Annotated in this window: 33 protein-coding genes; 31 read left to right on the top strand and 2 right to left on the bottom strand. The window is 53.6% G+C overall.

All coding sequences use genetic code 11. The annotated features are described in order from the left end of the window. Positions 1-46 precede the first annotated feature (46 nt). Positions 47-1549 carry a PASTA domain-containing protein gene (locus CIG75_RS14020; RefSeq protein ID WP_172844461.1) on the top strand — a complete coding sequence of 501 codons (1503 nt, stop codon included), beginning with the start codon at positions 47-49 and terminating at the stop codon, positions 1547-1549. A 43-nt stretch (positions 1550-1592) separates the two neighbouring features. On the opposite strand, the gene CIG75_RS14015 is transcribed toward CIG75_RS14020, so the two are convergent. Next, positions 1593-1838, bottom strand: coding sequence for a SelT/SelW/SelH family (seleno)protein (locus tag CIG75_RS14015; RefSeq protein ID WP_094237202.1), 246 nt, complete (start codon positions 1836-1838; stop codon positions 1593-1595). Between the two features lie 129 nt (positions 1839-1967). Between CIG75_RS14015 and CIG75_RS14010 the strand changes: the two genes are divergently transcribed. Both CIG75_RS14010 and CIG75_RS14005 read left to right on the top strand, forming a co-directional pair. After that, complete coding sequence (locus CIG75_RS14010) at positions 1968-2351, top strand: hypothetical protein (protein ID WP_094237201.1); 384 nt, start codon at positions 1968-1970, stop codon at positions 2349-2351. Further along, on the top strand, positions 2348-2737 hold the full coding sequence (locus CIG75_RS14005; protein ID WP_094237200.1) for a (deoxy)nucleoside triphosphate pyrophosphohydrolase: 390 nt from the start codon (positions 2348-2350) through the stop codon (positions 2735-2737). Before CIG75_RS14010 ends, CIG75_RS14005 begins: the two co-directional genes overlap by 4 nt. Here the strand turns inward: CIG75_RS14005 and CIG75_RS14000 are convergent. Continuing rightward, positions 2734-3039, bottom strand: coding sequence for a hypothetical protein (locus tag CIG75_RS14000; protein ID WP_157729559.1), 306 nt, complete (start codon positions 3037-3039; stop codon positions 2734-2736). The two genes, CIG75_RS14005 and CIG75_RS14000, sit on opposite strands and share 4 nt — an antisense overlap. 214 nt (positions 3040-3253) lie before the next feature. Between CIG75_RS14000 and CIG75_RS13995 the strand changes: the two genes are divergently transcribed. The 28 genes from CIG75_RS13995 to CIG75_RS13860 all read left to right on the top strand — a co-directional run bounded on the left by CIG75_RS13995 (position 3254) and on the right by CIG75_RS13860 (position 22299). Beyond that, positions 3254-3625, top strand: a complete 372-nt coding sequence (locus CIG75_RS13995; RefSeq protein ID WP_094237198.1) for a helix-turn-helix domain-containing protein — start codon at positions 3254-3256, stop codon at positions 3623-3625. 7 nt (positions 3626-3632) lie between these two features. Continuing rightward, on the top strand, positions 3633-3875 hold the full coding sequence (locus tag CIG75_RS13990) for a hypothetical protein (protein ID WP_094237197.1): 243 nt from the start codon (positions 3633-3635) through the stop codon (positions 3873-3875). 7 nt (positions 3876-3882) lie between these two features. Further along, a complete protein-coding gene (locus CIG75_RS13985; RefSeq protein ID WP_094237196.1) occupies positions 3883-4374 on the top strand; it encodes a methylated-DNA--[protein]-cysteine S-methyltransferase in 492 nt (163 codons plus the stop codon). Positions 4375-4466: 92 nt separating this feature from the next. After that, positions 4467-5210, top strand: coding sequence for a class I SAM-dependent methyltransferase (locus tag CIG75_RS13980; RefSeq protein ID WP_157729558.1), 744 nt, complete (start codon positions 4467-4469; stop codon positions 5208-5210). 31 nt (positions 5211-5241) lie between these two features. Beyond that, positions 5242-5994: an iron-containing redox enzyme family protein gene (locus CIG75_RS13975; RefSeq protein ID WP_094237194.1), complete on the top strand. Its 753-nt coding sequence runs from the start codon at positions 5242-5244 to the stop codon at positions 5992-5994. Positions 5995-6132: 138 nt separating this feature from the next. Beyond that, positions 6133-6393, top strand: a complete 261-nt coding sequence (locus CIG75_RS13970; protein ID WP_094237193.1) for a hypothetical protein — start codon at positions 6133-6135, stop codon at positions 6391-6393. 136 nt (positions 6394-6529) lie between these two features. Beyond that, positions 6530-7300 carry an HAD family hydrolase gene (locus CIG75_RS13965; protein WP_094237192.1) on the top strand — a complete coding sequence of 257 codons (771 nt, stop codon included), beginning with the start codon at positions 6530-6532 and terminating at the stop codon, positions 7298-7300. Then, positions 7297-7752: a YaiI/YqxD family protein gene (locus tag CIG75_RS13960; protein ID WP_094237191.1), complete on the top strand. Its 456-nt coding sequence runs from the start codon at positions 7297-7299 to the stop codon at positions 7750-7752. The genes CIG75_RS13965 and CIG75_RS13960 overlap by 4 nt, the downstream gene beginning before the upstream one ends. A gap of 191 nt (positions 7753-7943) precedes the next feature. Next, positions 7944-8963, top strand: coding sequence for a stage III sporulation protein AA (spoIIIAA, locus tag CIG75_RS13955; RefSeq protein WP_227874235.1), 1020 nt, complete (start codon positions 7944-7946; stop codon positions 8961-8963). Continuing rightward, positions 8960-9478 carry a stage III sporulation protein SpoIIIAB gene (spoIIIAB, locus tag CIG75_RS13950; RefSeq protein WP_094237190.1) on the top strand — a complete coding sequence of 173 codons (519 nt, stop codon included), beginning with the start codon at positions 8960-8962 and terminating at the stop codon, positions 9476-9478. The genes spoIIIAA and spoIIIAB overlap by 4 nt, the downstream gene beginning before the upstream one ends. A 35-nt stretch (positions 9479-9513) precedes the next feature. Next, positions 9514-9717: a stage III sporulation protein AC gene (spoIIIAC, locus tag CIG75_RS13945; RefSeq protein WP_094237189.1), complete on the top strand. Its 204-nt coding sequence runs from the start codon at positions 9514-9516 to the stop codon at positions 9715-9717. Positions 9718-9746: 29 nt separating this feature from the next. After that, on the top strand, positions 9747-10136 hold the full coding sequence (gene spoIIIAD / locus CIG75_RS13940; RefSeq protein WP_094237188.1) for a stage III sporulation protein AD: 390 nt from the start codon (positions 9747-9749) through the stop codon (positions 10134-10136). An 18-nt stretch (positions 10137-10154) separates the two neighbouring features. Continuing rightward, positions 10155-11414, top strand: a complete 1260-nt coding sequence (spoIIIAE, locus tag CIG75_RS13935) for a stage III sporulation protein AE (protein WP_227874234.1) — start codon at positions 10155-10157, stop codon at positions 11412-11414. A 12-nt stretch (positions 11415-11426) separates the two neighbouring features. Next, positions 11427-12077 (top strand): stage III sporulation protein AF, encoded by a 651-nt coding sequence (gene spoIIIAF, locus CIG75_RS13930; protein ID WP_094237187.1) that lies wholly within the window; start codon positions 11427-11429, stop codon positions 12075-12077. A gap of 4 nt (positions 12078-12081) precedes the next feature. Next, positions 12082-12678: a stage III sporulation protein AG gene (gene spoIIIAG, locus CIG75_RS13925; RefSeq protein ID WP_094237186.1), complete on the top strand. Its 597-nt coding sequence runs from the start codon at positions 12082-12084 to the stop codon at positions 12676-12678. Positions 12679-12720: 42 nt separating this feature from the next. After that, on the top strand, positions 12721-13233 hold the full coding sequence (locus CIG75_RS13920; protein ID WP_094237185.1) for a SpoIIIAH-like family protein: 513 nt from the start codon (positions 12721-12723) through the stop codon (positions 13231-13233). Positions 13234-13405: 172 nt separating this feature from the next. Continuing rightward, on the top strand, positions 13406-13912 hold the full coding sequence (accB, locus tag CIG75_RS13915; RefSeq protein ID WP_094237184.1) for an acetyl-CoA carboxylase biotin carboxyl carrier protein: 507 nt from the start codon (positions 13406-13408) through the stop codon (positions 13910-13912). 14 nt (positions 13913-13926) lie between these two features. After that, complete coding sequence (accC, locus tag CIG75_RS13910) at positions 13927-15270, top strand: acetyl-CoA carboxylase biotin carboxylase subunit (protein ID WP_094237183.1); 1344 nt, start codon at positions 13927-13929, stop codon at positions 15268-15270. A 61-nt stretch (positions 15271-15331) separates the two neighbouring features. Beyond that, positions 15332-15754, top strand: coding sequence for an Asp23/Gls24 family envelope stress response protein (locus tag CIG75_RS13905; protein ID WP_094237182.1), 423 nt, complete (start codon positions 15332-15334; stop codon positions 15752-15754). A gap of 65 nt (positions 15755-15819) precedes the next feature. Then, positions 15820-16356 (top strand): alkaline shock response membrane anchor protein AmaP, encoded by a 537-nt coding sequence (gene amaP / locus CIG75_RS13900; protein ID WP_157729557.1) that lies wholly within the window; start codon positions 15820-15822, stop codon positions 16354-16356. Between the two features lie 3 nt (positions 16357-16359). Further along, the gene (locus tag CIG75_RS13895; RefSeq protein WP_094237180.1) at positions 16360-16587 is read left to right on the top strand and encodes a DUF2273 domain-containing protein; all 228 of its coding nucleotides are present in this window, start codon (positions 16360-16362) and stop codon (positions 16585-16587) included. Positions 16588-16666: 79 nt separating this feature from the next. Next, on the top strand, positions 16667-17095 hold the full coding sequence (gene nusB / locus CIG75_RS13890; protein WP_094237179.1) for a transcription antitermination factor NusB: 429 nt from the start codon (positions 16667-16669) through the stop codon (positions 17093-17095). 4 nt (positions 17096-17099) lie between these two features. Further along, a complete protein-coding gene (locus CIG75_RS13885; RefSeq protein WP_094237178.1) occupies positions 17100-18041 on the top strand; it encodes a Kae1-like domain-containing protein in 942 nt (313 codons plus the stop codon). A gap of 100 nt (positions 18042-18141) precedes the next feature. After that, entirely contained in the window at positions 18142-19143 is a 1002-nt protein-coding gene (locus CIG75_RS13880) for an NAD(P)/FAD-dependent oxidoreductase (RefSeq protein ID WP_094237177.1), read from the top strand. 181 nt (positions 19144-19324) lie between these two features. Then, positions 19325-20677 (top strand): exodeoxyribonuclease VII large subunit, encoded by a 1353-nt coding sequence (xseA, locus tag CIG75_RS13875; RefSeq protein WP_094237176.1) that lies wholly within the window; start codon positions 19325-19327, stop codon positions 20675-20677. Between the two features lie 4 nt (positions 20678-20681). After that, positions 20682-20918, top strand: a complete 237-nt coding sequence (gene xseB, locus CIG75_RS13870; protein ID WP_094237175.1) for an exodeoxyribonuclease VII small subunit — start codon at positions 20682-20684, stop codon at positions 20916-20918. A 10-nt stretch (positions 20919-20928) separates the two neighbouring features. Beyond that, positions 20929-21825, top strand: a complete 897-nt coding sequence (locus CIG75_RS13865) for a polyprenyl synthetase family protein (protein WP_094237174.1) — start codon at positions 20929-20931, stop codon at positions 21823-21825. Between the two features lie 111 nt (positions 21826-21936). Beyond that, complete coding sequence (locus CIG75_RS13860) at positions 21937-22299, top strand: hypothetical protein (RefSeq protein ID WP_094237173.1); 363 nt, start codon at positions 21937-21939, stop codon at positions 22297-22299. Positions 22300-22306 lie beyond the last annotated feature (7 nt).

Genomic DNA, 22306 nt, shown 5'->3' with positions numbered 1-22306 from the left:
TCATTATTTTCGAAACACGCGCGGGGAAAACGACGGGGGGATTGACATGAACGAGCGAGTCTTGGCAGGCCGGTATCGGCTGCAGGAAGCGATCGGCGGTGCATCCGATCTATTTTTGGCATACGATGAATCGCTGAGGCGTCAAGTGGCGGTGAAGCGCCTGTCGGGAAACGTGACGGATTCGAACCGTCAACATTGGGAACAGCAGATTGCCAAAGCAGCCGGGCTGCATCATCCGCATCTGCTAGGCGTATATGATGTGGTCGTGGAAGCGGATGGCATTTATTTGATTACGGAAGATTTGGAAGGGGATACACTGAGCCGTTGGATGCGCGTGCAAGGCAGAGTGCAGGCCAAAACGGTGATCGACATCGCACGGCAGTTATCCAGCGCGGTGGTGCAAGCGGAGAAGCATGGGATCGTGGAGATTTCGATCGAGCCGAACAGCGTGCTGATCAATCAGGATGGCTTCCTCAAGGTGATCGGGTACGGGCCTTTGCTTTCAGGGCGAGCGCAGACGGAGCTGGATCTGATTCGCACGATCGGCGTGCTACTCTATGAGATGCTGACAGGCAAACCATACTCACATCTGTCACCAGTACCACAGGTGATACAGGAGGTGCAGGCCAGCCTGAAAGAGGCGGGTGCAGAACATCATTGGCTGCCTGAACGCGCTGAGCGCGTGGTGCTGCGAGCATTGGGCTTTTTGGCGCAGGGAAGTTATGAATCGATTCACGACTTGCATCGCGATGTGAAGGCGGTGCACCATGCGTTAGGCCAACTGGCGGATCGTCCGTTGCCGGCGCGAGCAGAACGTGAGCAGAACGCATCCTATCTGGAGCGGATGAAGGATTCGATGGTTGATGCGGCGCAAGAAGGGATGGAAAAGGTCGCGAAGCTACGGCATATGGAGTTTGCCAAAAAAGTGGCGGAGCAAAGTACGCCGAAGCGCTTTTCGATCCTGCCCTATGTTGGAATACTCGTCTTGGTCGTGCTCTTGATCGGAGGACTGTGGTGGTCGCTTGGCGATGATACGTCAACCGCTTCGACCGGCGCCAACCAGCAAACGACCAGACAGTTTGCGATGCCGAATCTGCTGGGCAAGACGGAGCGGGAAGCGGTGCAGGTGCTGTCTGGCAATGGCTATCCGGAAGCGAAGATACAATGGGTATACAGCGCGACAGAAGACGGGGAGACGAAAGGTAAGATTTATCGCCAGTCGGTCGATCCCGGTACCAGCGTGAAAGGGCAGGGAGAGATGATCATCCTGACCGTAAACGGTACGGCCGATGCTGCGCAACAACCGGGGGAGCGCAACGAACTTCCGAATGGTCAGAGTCCTCGACAGCAAACGGAAGTCGGTCAGGTACCCGATCTGCGCGGTTTGAGCAAACAGGAAGCAGAACAGTTGATGCTCAAACACGGGTATCACTATAAGTTTTATATCAATCAAGGCGATACGCCTTCCGGTACGGTGCACAGCCAGTCTCCGGAGGCAGGTACCCAAGCGCCACAAGGTACCGATGTCACATTTTACGTCTCTCAATAAAGAAAAAGGCAGCCTGTGAGAATCCGGGCTGCCTTTCGTTATGTTAGGGAATTCGCGGCTTGAAGAGTTCCAGCACTTCGCCGTCGTTTGGAAAGCGTCCCAACTCTTTTTTGGAGAAGATTAATTCTCCATCAAAGGTGATTTCAAAAACGCCGCCGCTGCTTGGGATCAGCGTGAATTCACCGATTTTCGTCGTGAAGTGGGCAAGAAGTTCGTCCGTCAACCTGACGGCTTTGGGTAAATAGTTTCAAGAGTTGCAATAGGCCAGTGTGATCACCGGTTTTTCCATGTTGTATTTCCCCCTTTACTGAGTGAGTGATAGTGTCTTACGCAGTTAGTTTAGCATAAACAGGGACTCACTTTCGACAAACTACAGACACTAATGATAAAATTTAGAGACAGAACGGAGGAATCGCTGATGGAATCGCTTGAAATGTTTGAACCGCTGAGCGGGCTGGATGATCTGGTACAGATCTTGGAGACGATGTTTGCCGATGAGAAAGTATCAGTTCGGCTTGAGATGCAGGTGGAGCGTGGGGAGAGTGTGACCGATCTGGTGCTGGCTCAATTTAACGGCCAGTTCGATCTTTGTGATATTGTGATGTCTGAGCTGGAAACGGAAGTGGCGCTCGAATTTCTGTTTCAGGAGATGAGCGGGGTGCTGGAAGCGGAAGAGCCGAGCGTGGTCACATTGCCGATCGATCCGCAGGATGTGGAAGTGGATTTGCATGAACAAAAGGTGACGCTGGAAAGCGGCGCGTTTACTTTGACGCTGACTCGATTGCCACTCGAACGGGTATGAAGCAATTTGTCGTCACAGCGGCAGTGATCGAGCAGGACGGGAAAGTGCTGGTTGCACAGCGCAAGCCGGACCGCCATATGGGTCTAAAATGGGAATTTCCCGGCGGAAAGCTAGAGTGGGGCGAAGAGCCGCGAGCGGGGCTGAAGCGGGAGATCGCTGAGGAGTTAGGCATTGAGATCAGCGTGGCGGACGTACTGGATGTGGTGTCTCATACCTATGAAGATCGCCACATCGTGCTGATCGGCTATCGCTGTAGATACCTACATGGGGAACTGCGACTGCTGGATGTGCAAGATGTGCGCTGGGTGCTTCCTTCTGAACTGAGGAGTTTGGAAATGGCACCTGCCGACTGGCCGTTGGTGGCGAGGCTGCTCGACGTGACCTAGAGGAGCGGGAGATGGGGCGAATAGAAGTCGCTGTGCGTATATTTGCCGGCCAGCTCAGCTAAGGTGAGATGCCGCAAATCGTAGAAGATGGTCGGGAGGTCACGGCCAACGTAAAAAAGCGGATTGGACGCATAGCGCAGTTCGTATTCGTTGGGGTCGGCCGTCGCTTCGACGAGATGAACTTCGACGTGCCCGTCAAAGATGGCGAGCGCAGTGTTCGGTGCGACCAGACAGCCGGGAATGCGGAAGTGGTCGCCCGTTTCTTCGTTGGGCCAGCGAATCAGGATCAGAGATTCCATCATAAGATACCTCCTAGCAGGAATGGGGTTCACTTGGTATAATGAGTGCCGCAGAGGGTGTTTCTGATAGTTTGATTATAGATTGAAACTATAGTGTGAGTCGAAAGGGTGAGGGGTGGAAGGGGGCGTGAGAGGCTTTGTTAGCTCGCGTAGGCGCTCTTTTTTGCCGTGTAGGTATGTTTTTTGTGAGAACGTTTGTTCGGGGGTGTGGTGAGACATGTCAGAGCTGGGAGAGCGCATTCGTCGAGCGCGCCAGAGCAAGGGAATCACAGGTGCGCAGTTGGCTTTGTGCATCGGCGTGTCGGCAAACTATATCAGCGAGTTGGAGCGCGGTGTGAAAAAGAACCCTTCGATGCAGGTGATCGCCGGGATGGCTGAGGTGCTGGGCTGTTCGGTTGACTACTTTTTCGGCGTGGAGGAAAAGCGGTTGACCGACTACATACCGGATGATTTGAGCGGCTATGTGCGGGAGACGATCATCGCAAAATATGGCGCTCCCAAGCGCGATCTGCACGAGTTGAACGATGCCGAGATGATGGAGGCGATCGTCGAATACCTGCGGGCGATGAAAAACGGGTCGGAAGGATGATTCGGCTTTGAAGAAGCGATTGTTTTGGAGCATCGCGTTGCTCGCGGAGCTGACGGTGCTTGTCGTGCTATACCGATTGTATAAAGATGTGGAATGGCGAATCTTTCTCGTGCAGGGGCAAGAGGCGTATCGTTATGCTGAACTGCATCAGGAGTGGCTCGCCTATGCGGGCGCGATGGTGTTGGTCGGAATATCTCTTCCGTTTACCATCTATTTTTTGACCAGCACATTTCGAAAAAAGCGAGGGTGAGCGGGAGATGAAGATCGGGTATGACACCGTTTCCACGCCGTTTGGCGAGATCTTTGTGGCGCTTGACGAAGCGGGTGTGCGCAAAGTTGCGCTGAGTGAAGCGGATTGGGCAGCGTTCTGTGCAGAATGGGGTACAGTTACGCATGATCCACAGCTATGCGCGCAAGCTGTATGCCAACTCAACGAGTATTTTCGAGGCGAGAGACGCGCATTCGACCTGCCGCTCTCCATGCATGGCACGCCGTTTCGCAAACAGGTCTGGGCCGCGCTGTGCGATATTCCTTACGGGGAAGTGCGCAGTTACGGACAGATCGCCGAGGCGGTCGGCAAGCCCAAAGCACCGCGCGCCATCGGTCAGGCCAATCGCAACAATCCATTGCCGATCTTGATCCCCTGTCATCGCGTGATTGGAAAAACAGGCGCTCTCGTCGGCTACGCAGGGCCGCGCACCGACATCAAGACCATCCTGTTGCAGCTAGAGAACGCCTTGCCTCAATAAATTTTGTGCGTCTCGCAACAGATGGATCGATTCCTCGACATACAATGACTCCATGGAACATCACGATGGTAATCGGGAATGGAGCGTGTGGCATGGGGGAATTTAGCTATCAGGATCTGTTGGCGTTGTTTGGGATCGGCGGAGCGCATCCGGGCGGTATCGCGTTAACGGAGCAGGTGTTGTCCGGTGAAAAGCTGACAGCGCGCACCCGAGTGCTCGATGTGGGGTGTGGCACAGGGCAGACTTCGGCGTTTTTGGCGCGGACTTACGGATGTCAGGTGACCGCTGTCGATATGCATCCGTTGATGCTTGAAAAAGCGAAGATGAGGTTTCAAAAAGAAGATCTGCCTGTCAAATTGCTGAAAGGCGATGCGAATGCCCTACCGTTTGCCGCCGGCAAGTTCGATCTGGTGCTGGTCGAATCGGTAACCGTGTTTACAGATCTCGCCAAGTCACTGCGGGAATATACTCGTGTGTTGCGCCCTGGCGGCATTTTACTCGATTTGGAGATGACGGCGGAGCGTCCTCTGTCGGTCAAGGAAGTGCAGGAATTACAAGGCGTATACGGAACGAAACAGGTCCCGACCGAAGCGGAATGGATCGCTCGTCTGCAAAAGGCTGGGTTTGCAGGGGCAGAGGTGGTGAAAGGCGGCACAGTCGCGTCGGCACTGCCTTCTGACGAATCGAGCTCAGGCGCTCTCCCCGAATTCAATCTTTCAGATGGAATCGATCCGCAGGTGTACGCGATCTGGCACCGACACCAAGAGGTGACCGAAACGTTTAAGCACCGCTTGGGATACCGGGTCTACCGGGCAAAAAAACGATTGAAATCTTAATATTACCGATTTGAAAGAAGGGCTTTTGGCAATGTCACAAACGAAGCTAGACACGACGCATCAAGAATCTCTTGTGTTTCAGACGTACGCAGAAGTGGAACGGGCTGTGATGGCAGAGGTGGAGGAAAACATCCTTAACGGGCGTTTTCTGCAAGCTTTGCTAAACGGTAGTTTTACAGCGGCGCAGATTCGCGAGTTTGCTTTGCAATACAGTTTCTACAGTCGTAACTTCCCGCGGGTGCTGGGCGCGGCGGTGGCAGCGGTTGAGCCGCTCGACCGCTGGTGGGTGCCGCTTGTTGACAACCTGTGGGACGAAGCGGGGCGTGGCAATCCGAAAGGCTACCATTCGAAGATGTACCGCACGTTTTTAGAAGGTGCTGCACCAGATGTGAGCATCAGCGATGAACATGTGCCGGACGCTCCGGTCGGAGGCGCTGCGAAGAAAGCGGTCGAATCGTTCCTTTCGTTTTTGAAAACTGCCTCCACGCTGGAAGCGATGGCAGCGGTCGGCCTTGGTTCGGAACTTTTTGCAGGTCTAGTGATGGGCGAGATCGGGCAAGGGTTGCGCCATGAGAACTACAACCGTGAACGACGTCTCAACGTCGGTTTCTGGATGGCGCACGCCGATACGCATGAACCGCGTCATTATCAACTTTGCAAAGATGTGCTACTCGATTTCAGCACACCAGCAGAGTTGCAAACGATTTACACGGCAGGGCGCACCATCGCCTTGTCCGAAGCGCGTTTTTACGATGAGCTTTACGATGAGATGATGGCAAAATAATAATAGAGCGCAGAGAGGTCATCCTAGTGAGAACTGAGGATGGCCTTTTTGAATGTTTGGGCTGAAATCGGATCGGCCGCATGGGAATGAAAACGGGAGAAAGGGCGAACGCTATGACAAAAGGAGGGGAATCAACAGATGAACCATGAAGATCAAAAGCGGCAGGAACGAAAGCAATTTGATGATAAATTTGAAGAAAATATGCATAAGCAGTATACCGATATTGAAGAAGAATATCATGCAGCCTATCCGAACACGCCAGCTCCGTGGACGATGGGTTTTTTAACGGGCCTGTTTTCCCGCTACGGACGCGGCATGATGCTGTGGGCGCTAGTGGGTGCGGCGGTTGCGGTTGCGTTTTGGATCGCTTACATGATCATCAATCCGTTGCCGGCTTGATTGGGCGGCGGGTCCACGGTCTTATCCTCCGGCGACCTTCTGGTTCGTCGGTTTTTTTGTTTCTAAACAAGCATTGTGGACAGCGATAGAAGATTTTCATTATAATGATAGAACCTATCGAAAGGAGGGACGCAGCATGGAACAGCATCTTTTGTTTGACCTCGATGATACGCTGATTCACTGCAATCGTTTTTTTAATGAGGCACGCGAAGAATTTCTCGCTGCGATGGCCGATTTCTTTCGAGATCACCATCTAGATATCAAGATGGTCGAGGAGACGCAGCACAACATCGACCTTTCGGGCATCGTCCAATATGGGCTCGGCAAAGACCGTTTTCCGGAATCTCTGGCTTCCACATATCGTCTGATGTGTGACAAGCATGGCAAAAAGCCGAGCGAGAAGGAAGAGAAAGAATTGCTGTCGATCGGCTACGGCGTATATGTCCGGCCTGTCGAACTCTATCCGCACGCCCATGAGACGCTGACCAACTTGAAAAATGAAGGACATGAGTTGTATCTCTACACAGGTGGCGATTATGAGATTCAAACGTCAAAGGTTTTGCGGGCTGGTCTGGAAGATATCTTTCCGGCGCATCGCCGTTTTATTTCAGAGCATAAGAACCGGGACGTCTTGCAAAACATCATCACCGCCAACAACCTGAGTCATGATCGGACGTGGATGATCGGCAATTCGGCTCGCAATGACATTCGACCCGCGCTGGAAGAAGGGATTCATGCGATCCACCTGCCAGACAAAGGCGGTTGGGCGTTCGACAATGCGGACCTCAACGTCCCAGTGATCGGCAACTTCCACACGCTGGAGTCGATCTTGCATGTGCCGCAGATCATTCGAAGCTTCGTCGAGGTTCGCAAAAGTGATAGTGGGACAGGCTTGGCCAAATCATGACGATCTGGATCGACGGTGACGGCTGTCCGAAAGGGGCCGTCCGCTCTACGCTGGACGAAGGAAAGCGCCGCAACATCAAAGTGGTGCTGGTCACAAACATTCACCATGAGACCCAGTCGGAGCACCGCCTCATCGTAGACGGTAGTGCCCAAGCGGTCGATATGGCGATCGCCAACCGCATGCAGAAAGGCGATGTGGTGATCACACAGGACATCGGGTTGTCGGCGCTGGTATTGAGTCGGCAGGGGTATGCGCTCTCTCCGACCGGACAGGAGTACAGGAGCGATGACATGGCGCTGATCCTCGAAATGCGGGAGGCAGCTGCCAAACATCGTCGTGGCGGCGGGCGCACCAAAGGTCCAAAGAAGCGGACGATGCTTGATGAAGAGCGCTTTCAAAGCGCGCTGACCGAATTGCTCGACCGCATCATGACAACGACAGATCACGGGTAAACAAAAAACTCTGGCCATAGGCAGCCGGGGTTTTTTGTTTGCCTTTTTTTGATTGTGGCTCGCAGGGTGGATCGCTGGCTCCTCTTTCTATGAATAAATTTTGGGAGATTTGCATGCCGTTCAGGTATATCGCTTCAACTTGGCTCATAGAGATGAACTATCAACGCGATAGGACAGGGGTGAGAGAAACGATGATCTTACGAACGACGCCGGGAGCAAGCGACATGTTGACCGTGATTCGGGAACAGATCGCTTGTGTACTGCCTGTGCGCATCCGGCAGGCGATCTTGGGACTGCCCATCGACGTGCTAGGACAGATCGAAGAGATCAGGTTGCGGTTGGGCCGCCCGATTCAAATTTTGTATGGTGGGCGCGACTGTTTTGTTACTTCACAAGGAAAAGTGACTGGGGAACCCGATGCGGGATACCCGCTTACTGCTGAAGATCTGGAACAGAGTTTGAACCTGCTGAGCGGGTCGTCGTTGTACGCGCTGGAAGAGGAACTGCGACGCGGCTACATCACGATCAAAGGTGGGCACCGCGTCGGCATCGCCGGGCGCATCTTGCTAGACGGGAACGGTCTGGTGCGGGGGATGAAGGAGATTGCCGCTTTTAATATCCGCATCGCTCGCGATGTCAAGCACGCCGCGAACGATGTAGGTCAACTGCTCATCGATTCGACCTCCTATCGCCTGCACAACACGCTGTTGATCTCCCCGCCGCAATGTGGCAAGACGACACTGCTTCGCGACTTGGCCCGCAAGATTTCGCAAGGGGTGTTGCATCCGAAAGTGGCAGGTCAAAAGGTCGGGATCGTCGATGAGCGCTCTGAGATCGCCGCCTCTTGGCAGGGGTCGCCACAGCACGATCTCGGCCCGCGCACCGATGTGCTCGATGCCTGCCCGAAGGCGGAAGGAATGGCGATGATGATCCGCTCGATGTCCCCACAGGTGCTGGTCACAGACGAGATCGGACGCACTGAAGACGGACATGCTCTGCTCGAAGCGATTCACGCTGGGGTGACGGTGATCACCACCGCCCACGGTTTTGGCATGCATGAAGTGCGCACGCGTCCGCTGCTTCGGCAATTGTTTGAACTTGGCGCTTTCTCGCGCTACATCATCCTCTCTCGCCGTCAGGGCCCTTGCACGATCGAAGGCGTCTACGACCGGACTGGGGAGCTGATCCAAACCAGAGGTGATCGCACATGATCAAACTGTTCGGGAGCCTCATCATTTTGCTGGTCGCGACAAGCTTTGGGTTTCGCATGGCGAGCCGTTATGCGGAGCGCTCCAAGCAGCTGCGGTTGTTCATCAACGCCTTGCAATTGCTGGAGACGGAGATATTGTACACCGCAACACCGCTCTCTGAAGCGTGTCGGAAAATCGGAACTCGGATTCCTGGGCCGGTCGGGACATTTTTTGCGGAGCTTGGACATAAGCTTCGTGAAGGACAGGGTGTTACCGCAGGCGAGATTTGGCGGGAGACGCTCACTGCACACAAAGTGAACCTGCGCTTAAAGGAGGCGGACCGCGACGTGTTGCATAGTTTCGGCCAGACCCTCGGGATATCTGACCGCCAAGACCAGATCAAACACATCCAGCTTGCCCTCGCACACCTTGGCACCGAAGAGCAAGGCGCCCGCGAAGAGCAGTCGAAGAACGAAAAGATGTGGCGGTATCTGGGGGCTCTGATGGGTCTGACACTCGTCATTCTCTTGTATTGATACCCAAACGTTTAGGCGGGCGAGGAGGTACAGGCATGAACTCAGATGTGAATACCATCTTTTTTATCGCCGGGATCGGGATTTTGACTGCTGTCATTCATACGGTGCTCAAGCAGTCAGGAAAAGAAGAGTTCGCCAGTTGGGCGACGCTCACAGGTTTTATCGTCATCATGCTCACTGTGATCACGTATATCAGCAATTTGTTTGATAAGGTGCGCAACGTGTTCTTGATGAACTAAGGCAGGCGGCTGCAGAAAGGGTACGACATATGGAAATCATCCAAATCGTAGGTCTTGGATTGGCAGCCACCATCTTGATCGTCGTGCTCAAGGGTCAATCGCCTCAAACCGCTTTTCTGATCTCACTTGTGACCGGGGTTTTCATCTTCATCTTTTTGCTCGATAAAATCGGGCTGGTCATCCGCCTGCTGGAGCGTTTGTCCGTTTCGGCTGGTGTAGAGATGATCTTTTTGCAGACGATCTTAAAAATTATCGGAATCGCCTACATCGCCGAATTTGGCGCACAGATTGCCAAAGATTCGGGCGAAGGGGCGATCGCATCAAAAATCGAACTGGCAGGGAAAATTCTGATTCTCGTGCTCGCACTGCCGATCATTCAGCGGATCATTGAGCTTGTGATGGGGCTTCTGCCCAATTGACGAAAGGGAGGTGAGGCGATGCCCAAACGGTATTACCACAGCTTGATGTTGCTCGCTCTGTTAATCGCTGCATGTTTAGGCAGCCTCACCGCGCACGCGGAAGGGACGTCGCCGCCCGGAGCGGTGCAAAACATCCCGCAAGTACAAACGGGAGGAGGCATGGAGCGAGCGCCAGGCAGTCAGTTGACAGACCCGTTGGTTGACCAACAGCTCAAGCAGCTCGATCTGCACGAATTTGATCAGTTTTTGGACGAACTTACCGCAGAGTACAGCGAGTATCTGCCGCCTGAGATCAAAGGTCACCTGCTCGATTTGATCCTCAAAGGGGAGCTCGGTGTGGTCATCAAAGGCCTGCTGGGCGGCCTGCTCAAATTTCTGTTCCATGAGCTGTTCCTCAATTCGAGGCTGCTGGGGACGATTTTAGTCCTTGCCGTGTTCGCTGCGCTGCTCGAATCGATGCAAGCGGCGTTCGAAGCGAACAACGTCTCGAAGATCGCCCACGCGATCTGCTTTTTGGTCCTGATGATCCTGGCGGTCCAGTCTTTCGCCGCGGCAACCGCCTATGCGAAAAGCGCGATTCAAACGATGGTCGATTTTATGATCGCTTCCATCCCGATGTACCTCGCACTGCTCGCCGCGACGGGGGGACTTGCTTCCGCGACGATGATCCATCCGCTGATCGTGTTTTTGATCAACGTGATCGGGGATCTGATCATGTATGTCGTCTTCCCGCTGATCTTTTTCTCCGCCATCCTCACCTTGGTCAGTCAGATTTCCAATCGCTATCAGGTCACACAATTAGCAAGCCTTTTGCGCGGCACCGCCGTCTGGGTGCTCGGCGTGTTTTTCACGATCTTCCTAGGTGTCATCTCCGTTCAAGGCGCAGCGGGTGCTGTGGCCGACGGCGTCTCGATCAAGGCGGCAAAATATGTCTCCTCCAATTTTGTTCCGGTCGTTGGAAAATTGTTTGCTGATGCAGCCGACACGGTGGTCGGTGCCAGTCTGATCGTCAAGAATGCGCTTGGTGTCTCCGGAGCGGCGATCGTGCTGTTGATCTGTGCTTTTCCTGCTTTAAAAGTTCTGTCGTTAGCCCTGATCTACAATGTCTCGGCGGCGCTGATGCAGCCGCTTGGCGACTCGCCGATCATCCGCTGCCTGTCAACGATCGGCAAAAGCTTGATCTTGGTGTTCGCAGCGCTTGCCACCGTCGGTTTCATGTTCTTCCTTGCAATCACGGTGATCATCGCGGCGAGCAATTTGTCGGTGATGGTGAGGTGAGGTGAGGAGGAGATGATCGAATTTTTGAGTGAGTGGATGCGGGGCTTGATTCTCGTCATTTTCCTCGCCGTGGTGCTCGACATGATCCTGCCCAACAATGCGATGCAGCGCTACGTGAAGCTGGTGATGGGCCTGTTGATCATCCTGCTGATGCTAAGCCCGTTGCTGAAAATGTACGGCACCTCCGTTTACGAGATCGACTTTGCGCTCGACAAACTGCTTGCTAAGGAGGGAGCTGGGAAGATGCAGAGCATCGATCAGATCACCGCACAGGGTCTCTCCCTGCAAGATCAGCAGTCGAATCGCACCGTCGAGCAGTGGAAGGCGATGCTGTCTGACCATGTAAAACAGGTGATTGAACAGGAGCATGCGGTGACGGTCGATGCGGTGGAAGCGCGCATCGCTCAAGATGCGGCTGGGAAGCCGACCGCTCTCGATTATCTGGCGGTGATCGTCATGTCCAAACAGGAAAAGGGCGCGATCAAGCCGATACAGGAGGTCGTTCCAGTCATCATCGGCGGCGGTGGGGGGCAGGAGGTGCAGAAAACGCCGCCTGGCGAGCAAAACGCGACAACAGCCGCGATCTTGCAGCAACTTTCCCGAGAATATCAGTTGCCCGCATCGAAGATCAGCGTGATTTGGCAAGACGCGCAAGGGGGGTGAGGAGATGGAAAAGGACAACGTGCAAACGCGGATGCAAAACTTGATGAAAAATAAAAAATTGCTGATCGCCTTGGGTGCTCTTGGCGTCGTGCTTCTGCTCAATCCCCTGACTTGGTTTCAGAGCGCACCAAATAACGCGACGATCAAAGGTGAACAAAGCGTCAAAGCGGGTCAGGTCATCAACAATACGGACAGAGGCGACCTCGGCCAATATGAACAGGTGTACGAAAATCGCCTGACCGAAATCCTCAACATGGTGATGGGAGTGAGCGATGCTTCGGTGATGGTGACGATCGACTCCAGCGAAGAGGTGATCTACGCGGAAAATTCGCAGGAGAACCGCCAGACCAACAATGAGTCCGACACCAAAGGCGGCACGCGCGGAGTGACTCAACTCGACAAGAGTGGGCAACTGGTGATGACCAAAGAGAGCGGTCAAGAACAGCCGGTGGTGGTCAAAACGATCAAGCCTCGCGTACGCGGTGTGGTGGTGGTCGCACGCGGTGCTGAACAGATCAAAACCGAAGCGTTGATCAAGGAAGCCGTCCAACGAGCGTTGGAGGTGCCTCCACATAGAATTTCTGTTTTGCCCAAGAAATAGCGCACTCCAAAATTCATAGGTGATCCTAAGGAGGAATTTTCAATGGCTAAGCGTCAAACGATCTGGTTGTCCACAATGATGGTGCTCTCCCTGATGCTGATCGGCTTCTACACGGTCAACAACAATGTAGAACCGGTCAACACCGACCCGGCGCCAAAGGCAGATCAGAAGGAGAAAGGGGAAGATAAACCCACCGTAGCGGAGGGTAGCGATTTCTTCATCAAACAGCACCTTGATGCGCAAGAGAAATTTTCTGCCCGTGTGGAGGAGCTGAACAAGCTGATTGCAAGCGGCAAAGATGCCACCGCCGTTGAGAAGGCTAAAAAAGACTTGGAGACGATGAATAACCTCGATGAAAAAATGGAGAGCGCGATCGACCTGATCACCGCGGAAGGCTACCCGGATGCATTTATCGAAGCGAAAGATAACAACAAATTCCACGTGACGGTGCAAGCGCAGGAGCTCGATAAAAACAAAGCGGTGAAGATCATGGGCATCGTGGCCAATGAGATGTCCGTATCCTCTAGCAAAATCTCTGTCGCAGCGCACAACTAATTTCAAACAGAGGCCAAGAAAATCCCCCTGACCGCCATGTGCGAGGGGGATTTTCGATTGATAACTTCCGAACTGACCAAAAAGTAGAAAGAAAAACTTGGGTTATGATATACTATTGAGGGTGTTGTGTCAGAAGGAATAACATAAATGCACGAGGAGTGTGACATACAACATGTTCAAACTCAATGAAATCCGCGAATTGGTGCGTCTGCTCGATGAGACGAGCATCGCCGAATTCAACTACGAAATAGAAGGTGCTAAACTTTCGATTAAGAAGACGACAGAAGGAGTACAAGTTCTTGCTCCGGTCGTACAAGCAGTACAAGCAGCTCCGGTTGCAGCTCCTGTAGCAGTAGCTCCGGTTCAAGAGGCAGCTCCGGCTCCGGCCGCTGCAGCAGCTCCTGCAGAAGCAGCAGCGCAAAAAGCGGTAGATCCTTCCCTACATAAGATCGTTTCTCCGATGGTCGGAACGTTCTATAGCTCGCCGGCTCCGGATGCAGACGCGTATGTAAAAGCGAATGCACGCGTCGAGGAAAAAACGATCGTCTGCATCGTCGAAGCGATGAAGCTGATGAACGAAATCGAAGCGGACGTCCGCGGCGAGATTGTCGAAGTTTTGGTTGAGAACGGTCAACTGGTTGAATACGGTCAACCGCTTTTCTTGGTAAAGGTTGACTAGAACGGAGGACAACTATGTTTCATAAAGTGCTGATTGCTAACCGTGGTGAAATTGCGGTGCGCGTGATTCGCGCCTGCAAAGAGCTGGGCATCCCGACCGTCGCGATCTATTCGGAGCCGGACCGGGAAGCTTTGCATGTGAAGATGGCGGATGAAGCATACTGCGTAGGACCGACCTTATCCAGAGACTCCTACCTGAACATCAAGAATATCCTGTCGCTTGCCACTTCGATCGGCGTTGATGCGATCCATCCGGGCTACGGCTTCTTAGCTGAGAACTCCGATTTTGCTGAGTTCTGTAAAGCATGCGGCATCACCTTCATCGGTCCGAGCGTGGAAGCGATCGAGAAGATGGGGGATAAGGCTGTCGCGAAAGACACGATGAAAAAAGCGGGCGTACCGATCGTACCGGGCACCGACGGCCTCGTGGAAGATCTCGATGAGGCGTTGAAGATCGCCGACGAGATCGGATACCCGATCATTATCAAAGCAACTGCAGGCGGTGGCGGGAAAGGTATCCGCATCGCGAATTCGAAGGATGAGTTGGCTCGCCTGATTCAGATGGCTCAGACCGAAGCGCAGACCGCTTTTGGCAACGCGGGCGTCTATTTGGAGAAATTCATCACCTCGATGCGCCATGTGGAGATTCAGGTGATGGGCGACTCGCATGGCAATGCGATCCACTTTGGTGAACGCGACTGCTCGATCCAACGCCGGATGCAGAAGCTGATCGAAGAAGCACCGTCTCCGGCATTGACGCCAGACAAGCGCAACGAGATGGGCATGGCGGCGGTCGCAGCAGCAAAAGCGGTCAATTACTGCGGTGCTGGCACGATCGAGTTCATCTATGATGAAGGCGGCAATTTCTATTTCATGGAGATGAACACGCGGATTCAGGTGGAGCATCCGGTGACCGAGATGATCACCGGCATCGACCTGATCAAAGAACAGATCCGTGTGGCAGCAGGTCTGCCGCTTTCGCTTACCCAGGAAGAAGTGGTGTTTGACGGATGGGCGATCGAATGCCGCATCAACGCCGAAGATCCCGACAAGAACTTCATGCCGAATCCGGGTAAGATCATCGACTACTTGCCGCCGGGCGGCTTTGGAGTGCGCGTGGACAGCGCAGCGTTCCCAGGTTACACGGTCACGCCGTTCTACGATTCGATGATCGCGAAACTGATTGTCTGGGCACCGAGCCGTGAAGAAGCGATTTTCCGCATGGAGCGCGCCTTGAGTGAATTTACAATCAGCGGTATCAAAACGACGATTCCTTTCCACCAAAAGGTGCTACGTCACGAGAAGTTTATCGAAGGCGATGTCACCACCAAGTTTCTTGAGATGTATCCTTTGTCATAATTGGACAGGAAGTTTATACTAATAGAAACAGGGACAAGATGAGGAAGGGAGCGAATCAGCCATGAATATGGAGTATGACAACACCGATGTGGGCAACATTCGCATTGCGAACGAAGTGATCGAGATCATCGCAGGTCTTGCCGCGACCGAAGTCCGAGGCGTAGCCGGGATGTCGGGCGGCGTGGTCGGCGGTATCGCTGAACTGCTAGGGCGCAAGAACCTTGCCAAAGGGGTCAAAGTTGAAGTCGGACAGAAACAATGTGCGGTTGATGTATCGATCGTAGCTGACTACGGTGTGCGCATTCCGGAAGTAGCAGGCGAGATTCAAGACAACATCAAGCGTGCGATCGAAAGCATGACCGGCCTTGAAGTTGTTGAAGTCAACGTTCACGTGCTTGGCGTTACCTTCAAGAACAAGGATGAAGATAACGGAAACAAGGACGAAGAAAGAGCGCTGCAACTTCCGCCGAGTCGGGTGCTGTAAAAATCAAACTGAGAACCCCCCTGAATGACAGGGGGGTTTTATGGCTAGGAGAGGAGGACAAGCTTTTGAAATTAATTCCACGTATGATCCTTTGGCTGTATGCGCTCGGGGTCGCGGCAGCCTGTGTTGTCGTCCTGTTGCAATACGCGGGCTTTGAATTGCTCGGCAGGCATTTTATGATCTACGAGGACGGCGCGGCCGCAGCGGTAATCTTCTTACTGCTCTCAATTTTCTTTTTGATTTACCGCTCGAAGCAGGGTGATCATGAGCCGCAGACGATCACGCATCAGTTGGACCATGGGGATCTCAAGATCTCTTATGACACCTTGGAGCAGTTATCGCTCAAGGCAGCATCACGCGTGCGTGGCATCTCGGATATTAAAGCCCGCGTGCACATGAATGAAGGCGGAACGATGCGCATCGCGATCAAGTTTTCGATCGAGGCGGGCCTGGAGATTACGAAGACGACCGCAGAGCTTCAAAGCTCGGTGAAAGACTTTGTTGAGCTGACAACCGGTATTCCGGTTGAACAGGTGACGGTCTATGTGTTGGAACTCGCGCAGCAGACACAGGCACAAGTCGTCAAGAAGCGGGTGGAATAATCCATGGACAAATGGTTGAAGCTGTACGATGCGCTCACCGGTAATTTGAAGTTGTTGGGCACTGCCATCGGCGTGTTGCTTGGACTGATTTTCCTGATCTTTGGACTGATCAAGACCATCTTCTTTGTACTTTTCGTGATCGGCGGCTTTTATGTCGGAAAGAAGCTTGAAGAACGCGAAGACTGGCGCGATGTGATCGAGAAGATCATGCCCGATAAATCCCGGGACTAACCACCAGAACTTGGTGGTTTCCTTTTTGTCCTTCGGGAATACTAGACGAAACAAGACGATACATAAGGGAGTGCGAGAGATGAGCCGTAGAACTTCTCGTGAGTTTGCATTACAAGGTTTATTCCAAATTGATGTCGCCAAAGCGGATGTTCGTGAAGCGATTGAGCATGTATTGGAGCAGGAAGGTGCGGAAATCGACCCCATGTTCGTGCGCGATCTGGTGAACGGAACCACGAAGCATGTGGAGAAAATTGACGCGGTGCTGAGCAAACATACGACTGGCTGGGATTTGAAACGGATGGCGAACGTTGATCGCAACCTCTTGCGCATGGCGCTTTACGAAATGCTGTTTCACGAAGAGACGCCGACTTCGGTTGTGCTCGACGAAGCAATCGACATGGCCAAGGCGTTCTCGACCCCTGACTCAGGCAAATTTGTAAACGGCGTGCTGGCTAAGATCGTTCCGGAAGTGGACGGGCTGCGCGGCGATTTTGTAAGGCAGGAGTAAATTGATGTACGTGCTTGGTATCGACACCAGCAATTATACAACCTCGATCTGCCTGATCGACGAAGCGGGGCAGATCGTTCAAGAAGAGCGGAAACTCTTAACGGTAGAACAAGGGGAGCGAGGGTTGCAGCAATCGGCAGCCCTCTTCCAGCATGTTCAGAATCTTCCCGTCTTGGTCGAAGCGCTCGGAGATTTGACCGGAAAGCTACGTGCAGTGATCGCCTCGACCCGCCCACGCCGTCTGCCAGGTTCCTACATGCCGGTCTTCACCGCAGGCAGTGGCTTGGGCCGGGCGTTGGCGGCCACGCACGGGGTGCCTTTTTTCGAAACGACCCATCAGGAAGGACATATCGCAGCGGGTGAAGGAAGTGCGGGCGAGGTACCGACCGACCATTTTCTCGCCGTCCACCTTTCCGGCGGCACGACCGATCTGTTGGTAGTCAACAGGCTGTCCGACGGCTATGACATTGTAGAGCTGGGTACCAGCATCGACTTGCACGCTGGACAATTTGTTGACCGCGTCGGCGTTGCGTTGGGACTTCCGTTCCCGGCAGGTCCGCATCTTGAAAAATTGGCTCAGGAAGCGTCCGATGTAGAGGTGACATTGCCTTCTCCTGTCGATGGCTACAACCTCTCTTTAGCCGGCCCGGAAAGCGCGGCCATGCGTCTGATCGCAGCGGGTGCCAACCCGGCCGATGTGGCGCGGGCGGTAGAGCGTTGCATCGCGAAAGGATTGGAGAAAGTGCTGCGCAAAGCGGTGCAGGAAAAAGGGGTGAAGTCGCTGTTGATCGTCGGCGGCGTCGCGGCCAACCTTTACATTCGCGAGCGTCTCGTCCGCCGTCTGGAGCATCGCGCAGTCGGCGCGAAACTGTACTTTGCTTTACCGCGCTATTCGACCGATAACGCCTTTGGTGTGGCTCGCCTCGGTTTATCTCTATTGGACTAGTTCTTGCTTGGTTATAACGTAAAATTATTGTATAATAGTCTTTGCTGTTATCGAAAAACTTGTCGAAAAAAATAGAGAATGATCATGGAGGAAAGATAGCATGACCGAACTGAAACATGACGAACAGTTGTATGATATTACGATCATAGGCGGCGGCCCTTGCGGTTTATTTACCTCGTTTTATGCAGGAATTCGTGATGCGAAGACCAAGATCATCGATTCGCTCCCGCAACTTGGCGGCCAATTGGCCGAGCTGTATCCAGAAAAATATATTTATGACGTAGCGGGCTTCCCGAAAGTTTTGGCGCGCGACCTCGTCAACAACTTGAAAGAGCAATCGGCCCAATACAATCCGACCGTCTGCTTGAATGAGCGAGTCATCGGTCTCAAGAAGTTGGAAGACGGCACGTTTGAATTGACGACCAATTCGACTGTGCATCTTTCGAAGACGGTCATTATCACCGCAGGCATTGGCGCCTTCACCCCGCGCTCTCTGCCGGCTGAGAACACCAAGGACTTCGAAGGCAAAGGCATCCACTATTTCATCGACAACTTGCAAAGCCACAAAGGCAAAAAAGCATTGGTTGTCGGCGGTGGCGATTCGGCGGTTGACTATGCGCTGATGCTCGAAGAAGTTTGTGAAAAAGTGACCTTGATTCACCGCCGCGACCAGTTCCGCGCACATGAAGAGTCGGTGAAGAAACTGTACGATTCTTCGATCGACGTCAAAGTCTTCAATGAACTGAAGTCTGTTCACGGTGATGGTGCGCTTGAGAAAGCGGTACTGATCAACAACAAGGACAAATCGACCGAAGAGATCGATGCGAACTTGATCATCGGTGCATTGGGCTTCTCCGCATCGCTCGGCCCGATTATGGAGTGGGGGCTGGAAATTGAAGACAGCATGATCGTGGTCAACACCAAGATGGAGACCAACATTCCAGGGGTCTACGCGGCAGGGGACATTGTCACCTACCCAGGCAAAGTGAAGCTGATCGCGACCGGTTTTGGTGAAGCTCCGACTGCGGTCAACAATGCGAAAATGTTCTTCGACCCGAATGCAAAATTGCACCCGGGCCACTCTTCCAACCGCAAGGAATAGTCTGATCGAGAAGGAAAGGTTCACGTCCGATGTGGCGTGAACTTTTTTATTTATCCTGCGCATATCCACGATCTCAATGAACGATTCGTTCCGCTCGTGATGGCGGACGAGAAATAGCCGCTCTTGGCACACTATGGTATGATAGGCTTGAGATTTTTGTTGATAAAGCGAGTTGAACCTGATGCTGCAAACGAGAGAACACGTTCCATCCGTTTCTGAACTGACGGCGAGAATCAAAGGGATGTTTGAAGCGGATGAAGGATTGCAAAACTGTTTAGTACGGGGTGAAATTTCTAACTTCACCCATCATAGCAAAGGTCATATGTATTTTACGCTCAAAGATTCGCAAAGCCGGATTAAGAGCGTGATGTTCGCAGGAAACAATCGCTCTTTAAAATTCATCCCCAAGGAAGGGATGAAGGTGATCGCACACGGCTATGTGTCGGTGTTCGACCGTGATGGGGCCTACCAACTCTATGTTGATGATCTTCAACCGGACGGACTCGGATCGCTTTTTTTGGCCTTTCAGCAGTTGAAGGAGCAGTTGGAGCGAGAAGGTCTCTTCGATCCGCTACGAAAGAAGCCGATTCCGAAATATCCGCGCGTGGTCGGGGTCATCACCTCCCCGACGGGGGCAGCGGTGCGCGACATCATCACCACGATTCGCCGCCGTTATCCGGTCGCACACATTTTATTGCATCCGGTCATCGTGCAGGGACCGAGCGCTGCCGCCTCGGTTGCTGAGGCGATCGTTTCGATGAACGAACTGGCAGAAGCGGACGTGCTGATCGTCGGACGGGGTGGCGGTTCATTAGAGGAACTGTGGGCGTTTAACGAAGAGCCGGTGGTGCGGGCAATCGATGCCTCGCTGATCCCAATCATTTCGGCGGTAGGACATGAGACAGATACGACGTTGGCCGACTTTGCGGCCGACATGCGCGCCGCAACCCCGACGGCTGCCGCTGAGATCGCCGTGCCCAATCTGTATGATCTCAAACAGCATGTGGAGCAGTTGACGGCACGGATGCATCGCGCGTTAGACGGACGGATGCGTGAGGCAAAACAGCGCCTGCGACGCATCGAATCATCGACCGTTTTCACCCGTCCGACTCATCAGTTGCAGCAATGGCAGCAGGTGGTTGACAACGCGGAGGACCGCTTGCAACTCGCCCTGACCAAGTTGGCCAACTCGGGCGCCCGTCAATTGTCGCACTTAGAAGGTCGATTGTTGCAAACAAGTCCGATCGAGCGGGCGAAGCGGATGGAGCAGACGTTGCTGTACACGGTGGAGCTCTTGCAGCGCGCGACAGCAGACCGGGTTGGCAAGGAGCAGGTTAAATTTGAGCGCCTGCTCGACAAATTGGACGTGCTAAGTCCGCTGTCGGTGATGAAGCGCGGCTATTCCCTGACCTACACCGGGGACAAAAAGCGGCTGATCAACAGCATCGACAACGTGCAGTTGGGTGACAAGGTGCAGGTGCGCGTTCAAGACGGCTGGATCGATTGCACGGTTTGGGGATTGGAGGAGGAGTAAGCGAATGGAGAAGCAGGAGCAAGAGCAAACATTTGAACAGGCGTTGGAGCGGCTGGAAGCGATCGTGCGCGCGATGGAAGCGGGCGATCTGCCGTTGGAAAAAGCGATCGCTGAGTTTCAGGAAGGCATGCAATTGGCTCGGGTCTGTCGTGAAAAGCTTGACCAAGCGGAGCAGAAGATCGAAATGCTGGTTGCAGATGCAGGTGGGCTGACCAAAAAATCTTTTCAAACAGAGGAATGAGTAAAAGAAGATGAGCGAAAAAGCGGATCTCAAACACTATCTTCGCACGTTGAGCGCGCAGATCGAGCAGGCGATGGACGCTTTGGTGCCTGCCGCGACACAATATCCAGAAAGTCTCTATGACTCGATGCGCTATTCGCTGTTTGCCGGGGGAAAAAGGCTGCGTCCGGTGCTGACCTTGGCGACGGTGGAGGCGCTCGGTGGCGATATGGCGGCAGCAATGCCTGTGGCTGCGACACTTGAGATGATCCATACCTACTCGCTGGTGCACGATGATCTGCCTGCGATGGACGATGACGATTTCCGCCGCGGCAAGCCGACCAATCACAAGATCTATGGTGAAGCGACGGCGATTTTGGCAGGCGATGCGCTGTTGACACAGGCGTTTCAGGTGCTTGGCACGATGGAGGCGAAGGGCCGAGAAGCGGTGCTGTTGCGCATCGTAGGCGAACTGGCGACGGCAGCTGGATCGATTGGCATGGTGGCAGGTCAGATGGCCGATATGGAAAATGAAGGGTCGAAAGCGAGCGAGGAACGTTTGGCTTTTATCCACGCCCACAAGACGGGAGCACTTTTGACCGCATCGGTGCGCATCGGTGCGTTGTTTGCCGACGCAGACGAACAGCAGGTGCAAGCGCTGACCTCCTATGCGCAAAAGATCGGACTCGCCTTTCAGATTGTCGATGACATTCTCGATGTGGAAGGCGTTGCGGAAAAGTTGGGCAAGGCGGTCGGCGCCGATGCGGCGCAAGGCAAGTCTACCTACCCGCTGCTCTACGGGTTGGAGGAATCCCGTGAGATGGTGCGCCGCTTGACGACAGAAGCGCACCAGGCGCTGTCAGGCGTTGCGCTTCGCACCAACCGTTTGCAAGAGATCGCAGATTGGCTGATCAACCGCGACGTGTAGGCAGAATAAGGCACAAGGGTCGATGCCCCAGTGCCTTTTTTCTTTTTTTCATAGTGAGGACACAAAAGACACACACTACGCTTACAAGGATTTTCCAAGGGAGGAGTATCAATGGAAGCGTATCGCATCCTGTGGGTTCCGATCCTGATCGTGATCGCTGGACTCTTTCTGATGCGCCTAATCGGTAGGCGAGCGGAGCTACGACAGCGTACTGAAACCAAAAAGCAGGGCGAACGTACACCTAACAAGGTGCAAAAAGAGCCGGTGCCGGTGCTGATCGACGGAACTTGGATCGAAGACAATCTGAATACCCTCGGATGCAACAAAAATGATGTGATCATGCAACTGCAAGGGCAAGGAGTGCTTGCCGCCAAGATCCGTGAACTCTCGTTGGTCACCTTGGATGGGCAGGGTCACATCTGGTACGACCGAGATGCGGTCCAGCCTGTCGAGAAAAATAGTACAGGTAAGTAGTGGGCAG

The sequence above is a fragment of the Tumebacillus algifaecis genome, assembly GCF_002243515.1.
Classification (GTDB): Bacteria; Bacillota; Bacilli; order Tumebacillales; family Tumebacillaceae; genus Tumebacillus_A; species Tumebacillus_A algifaecis.
The sequence above is the reverse complement of the archived record's forward strand: the minus strand, read 5'-3'. Positions and strand labels throughout refer to the sequence as shown.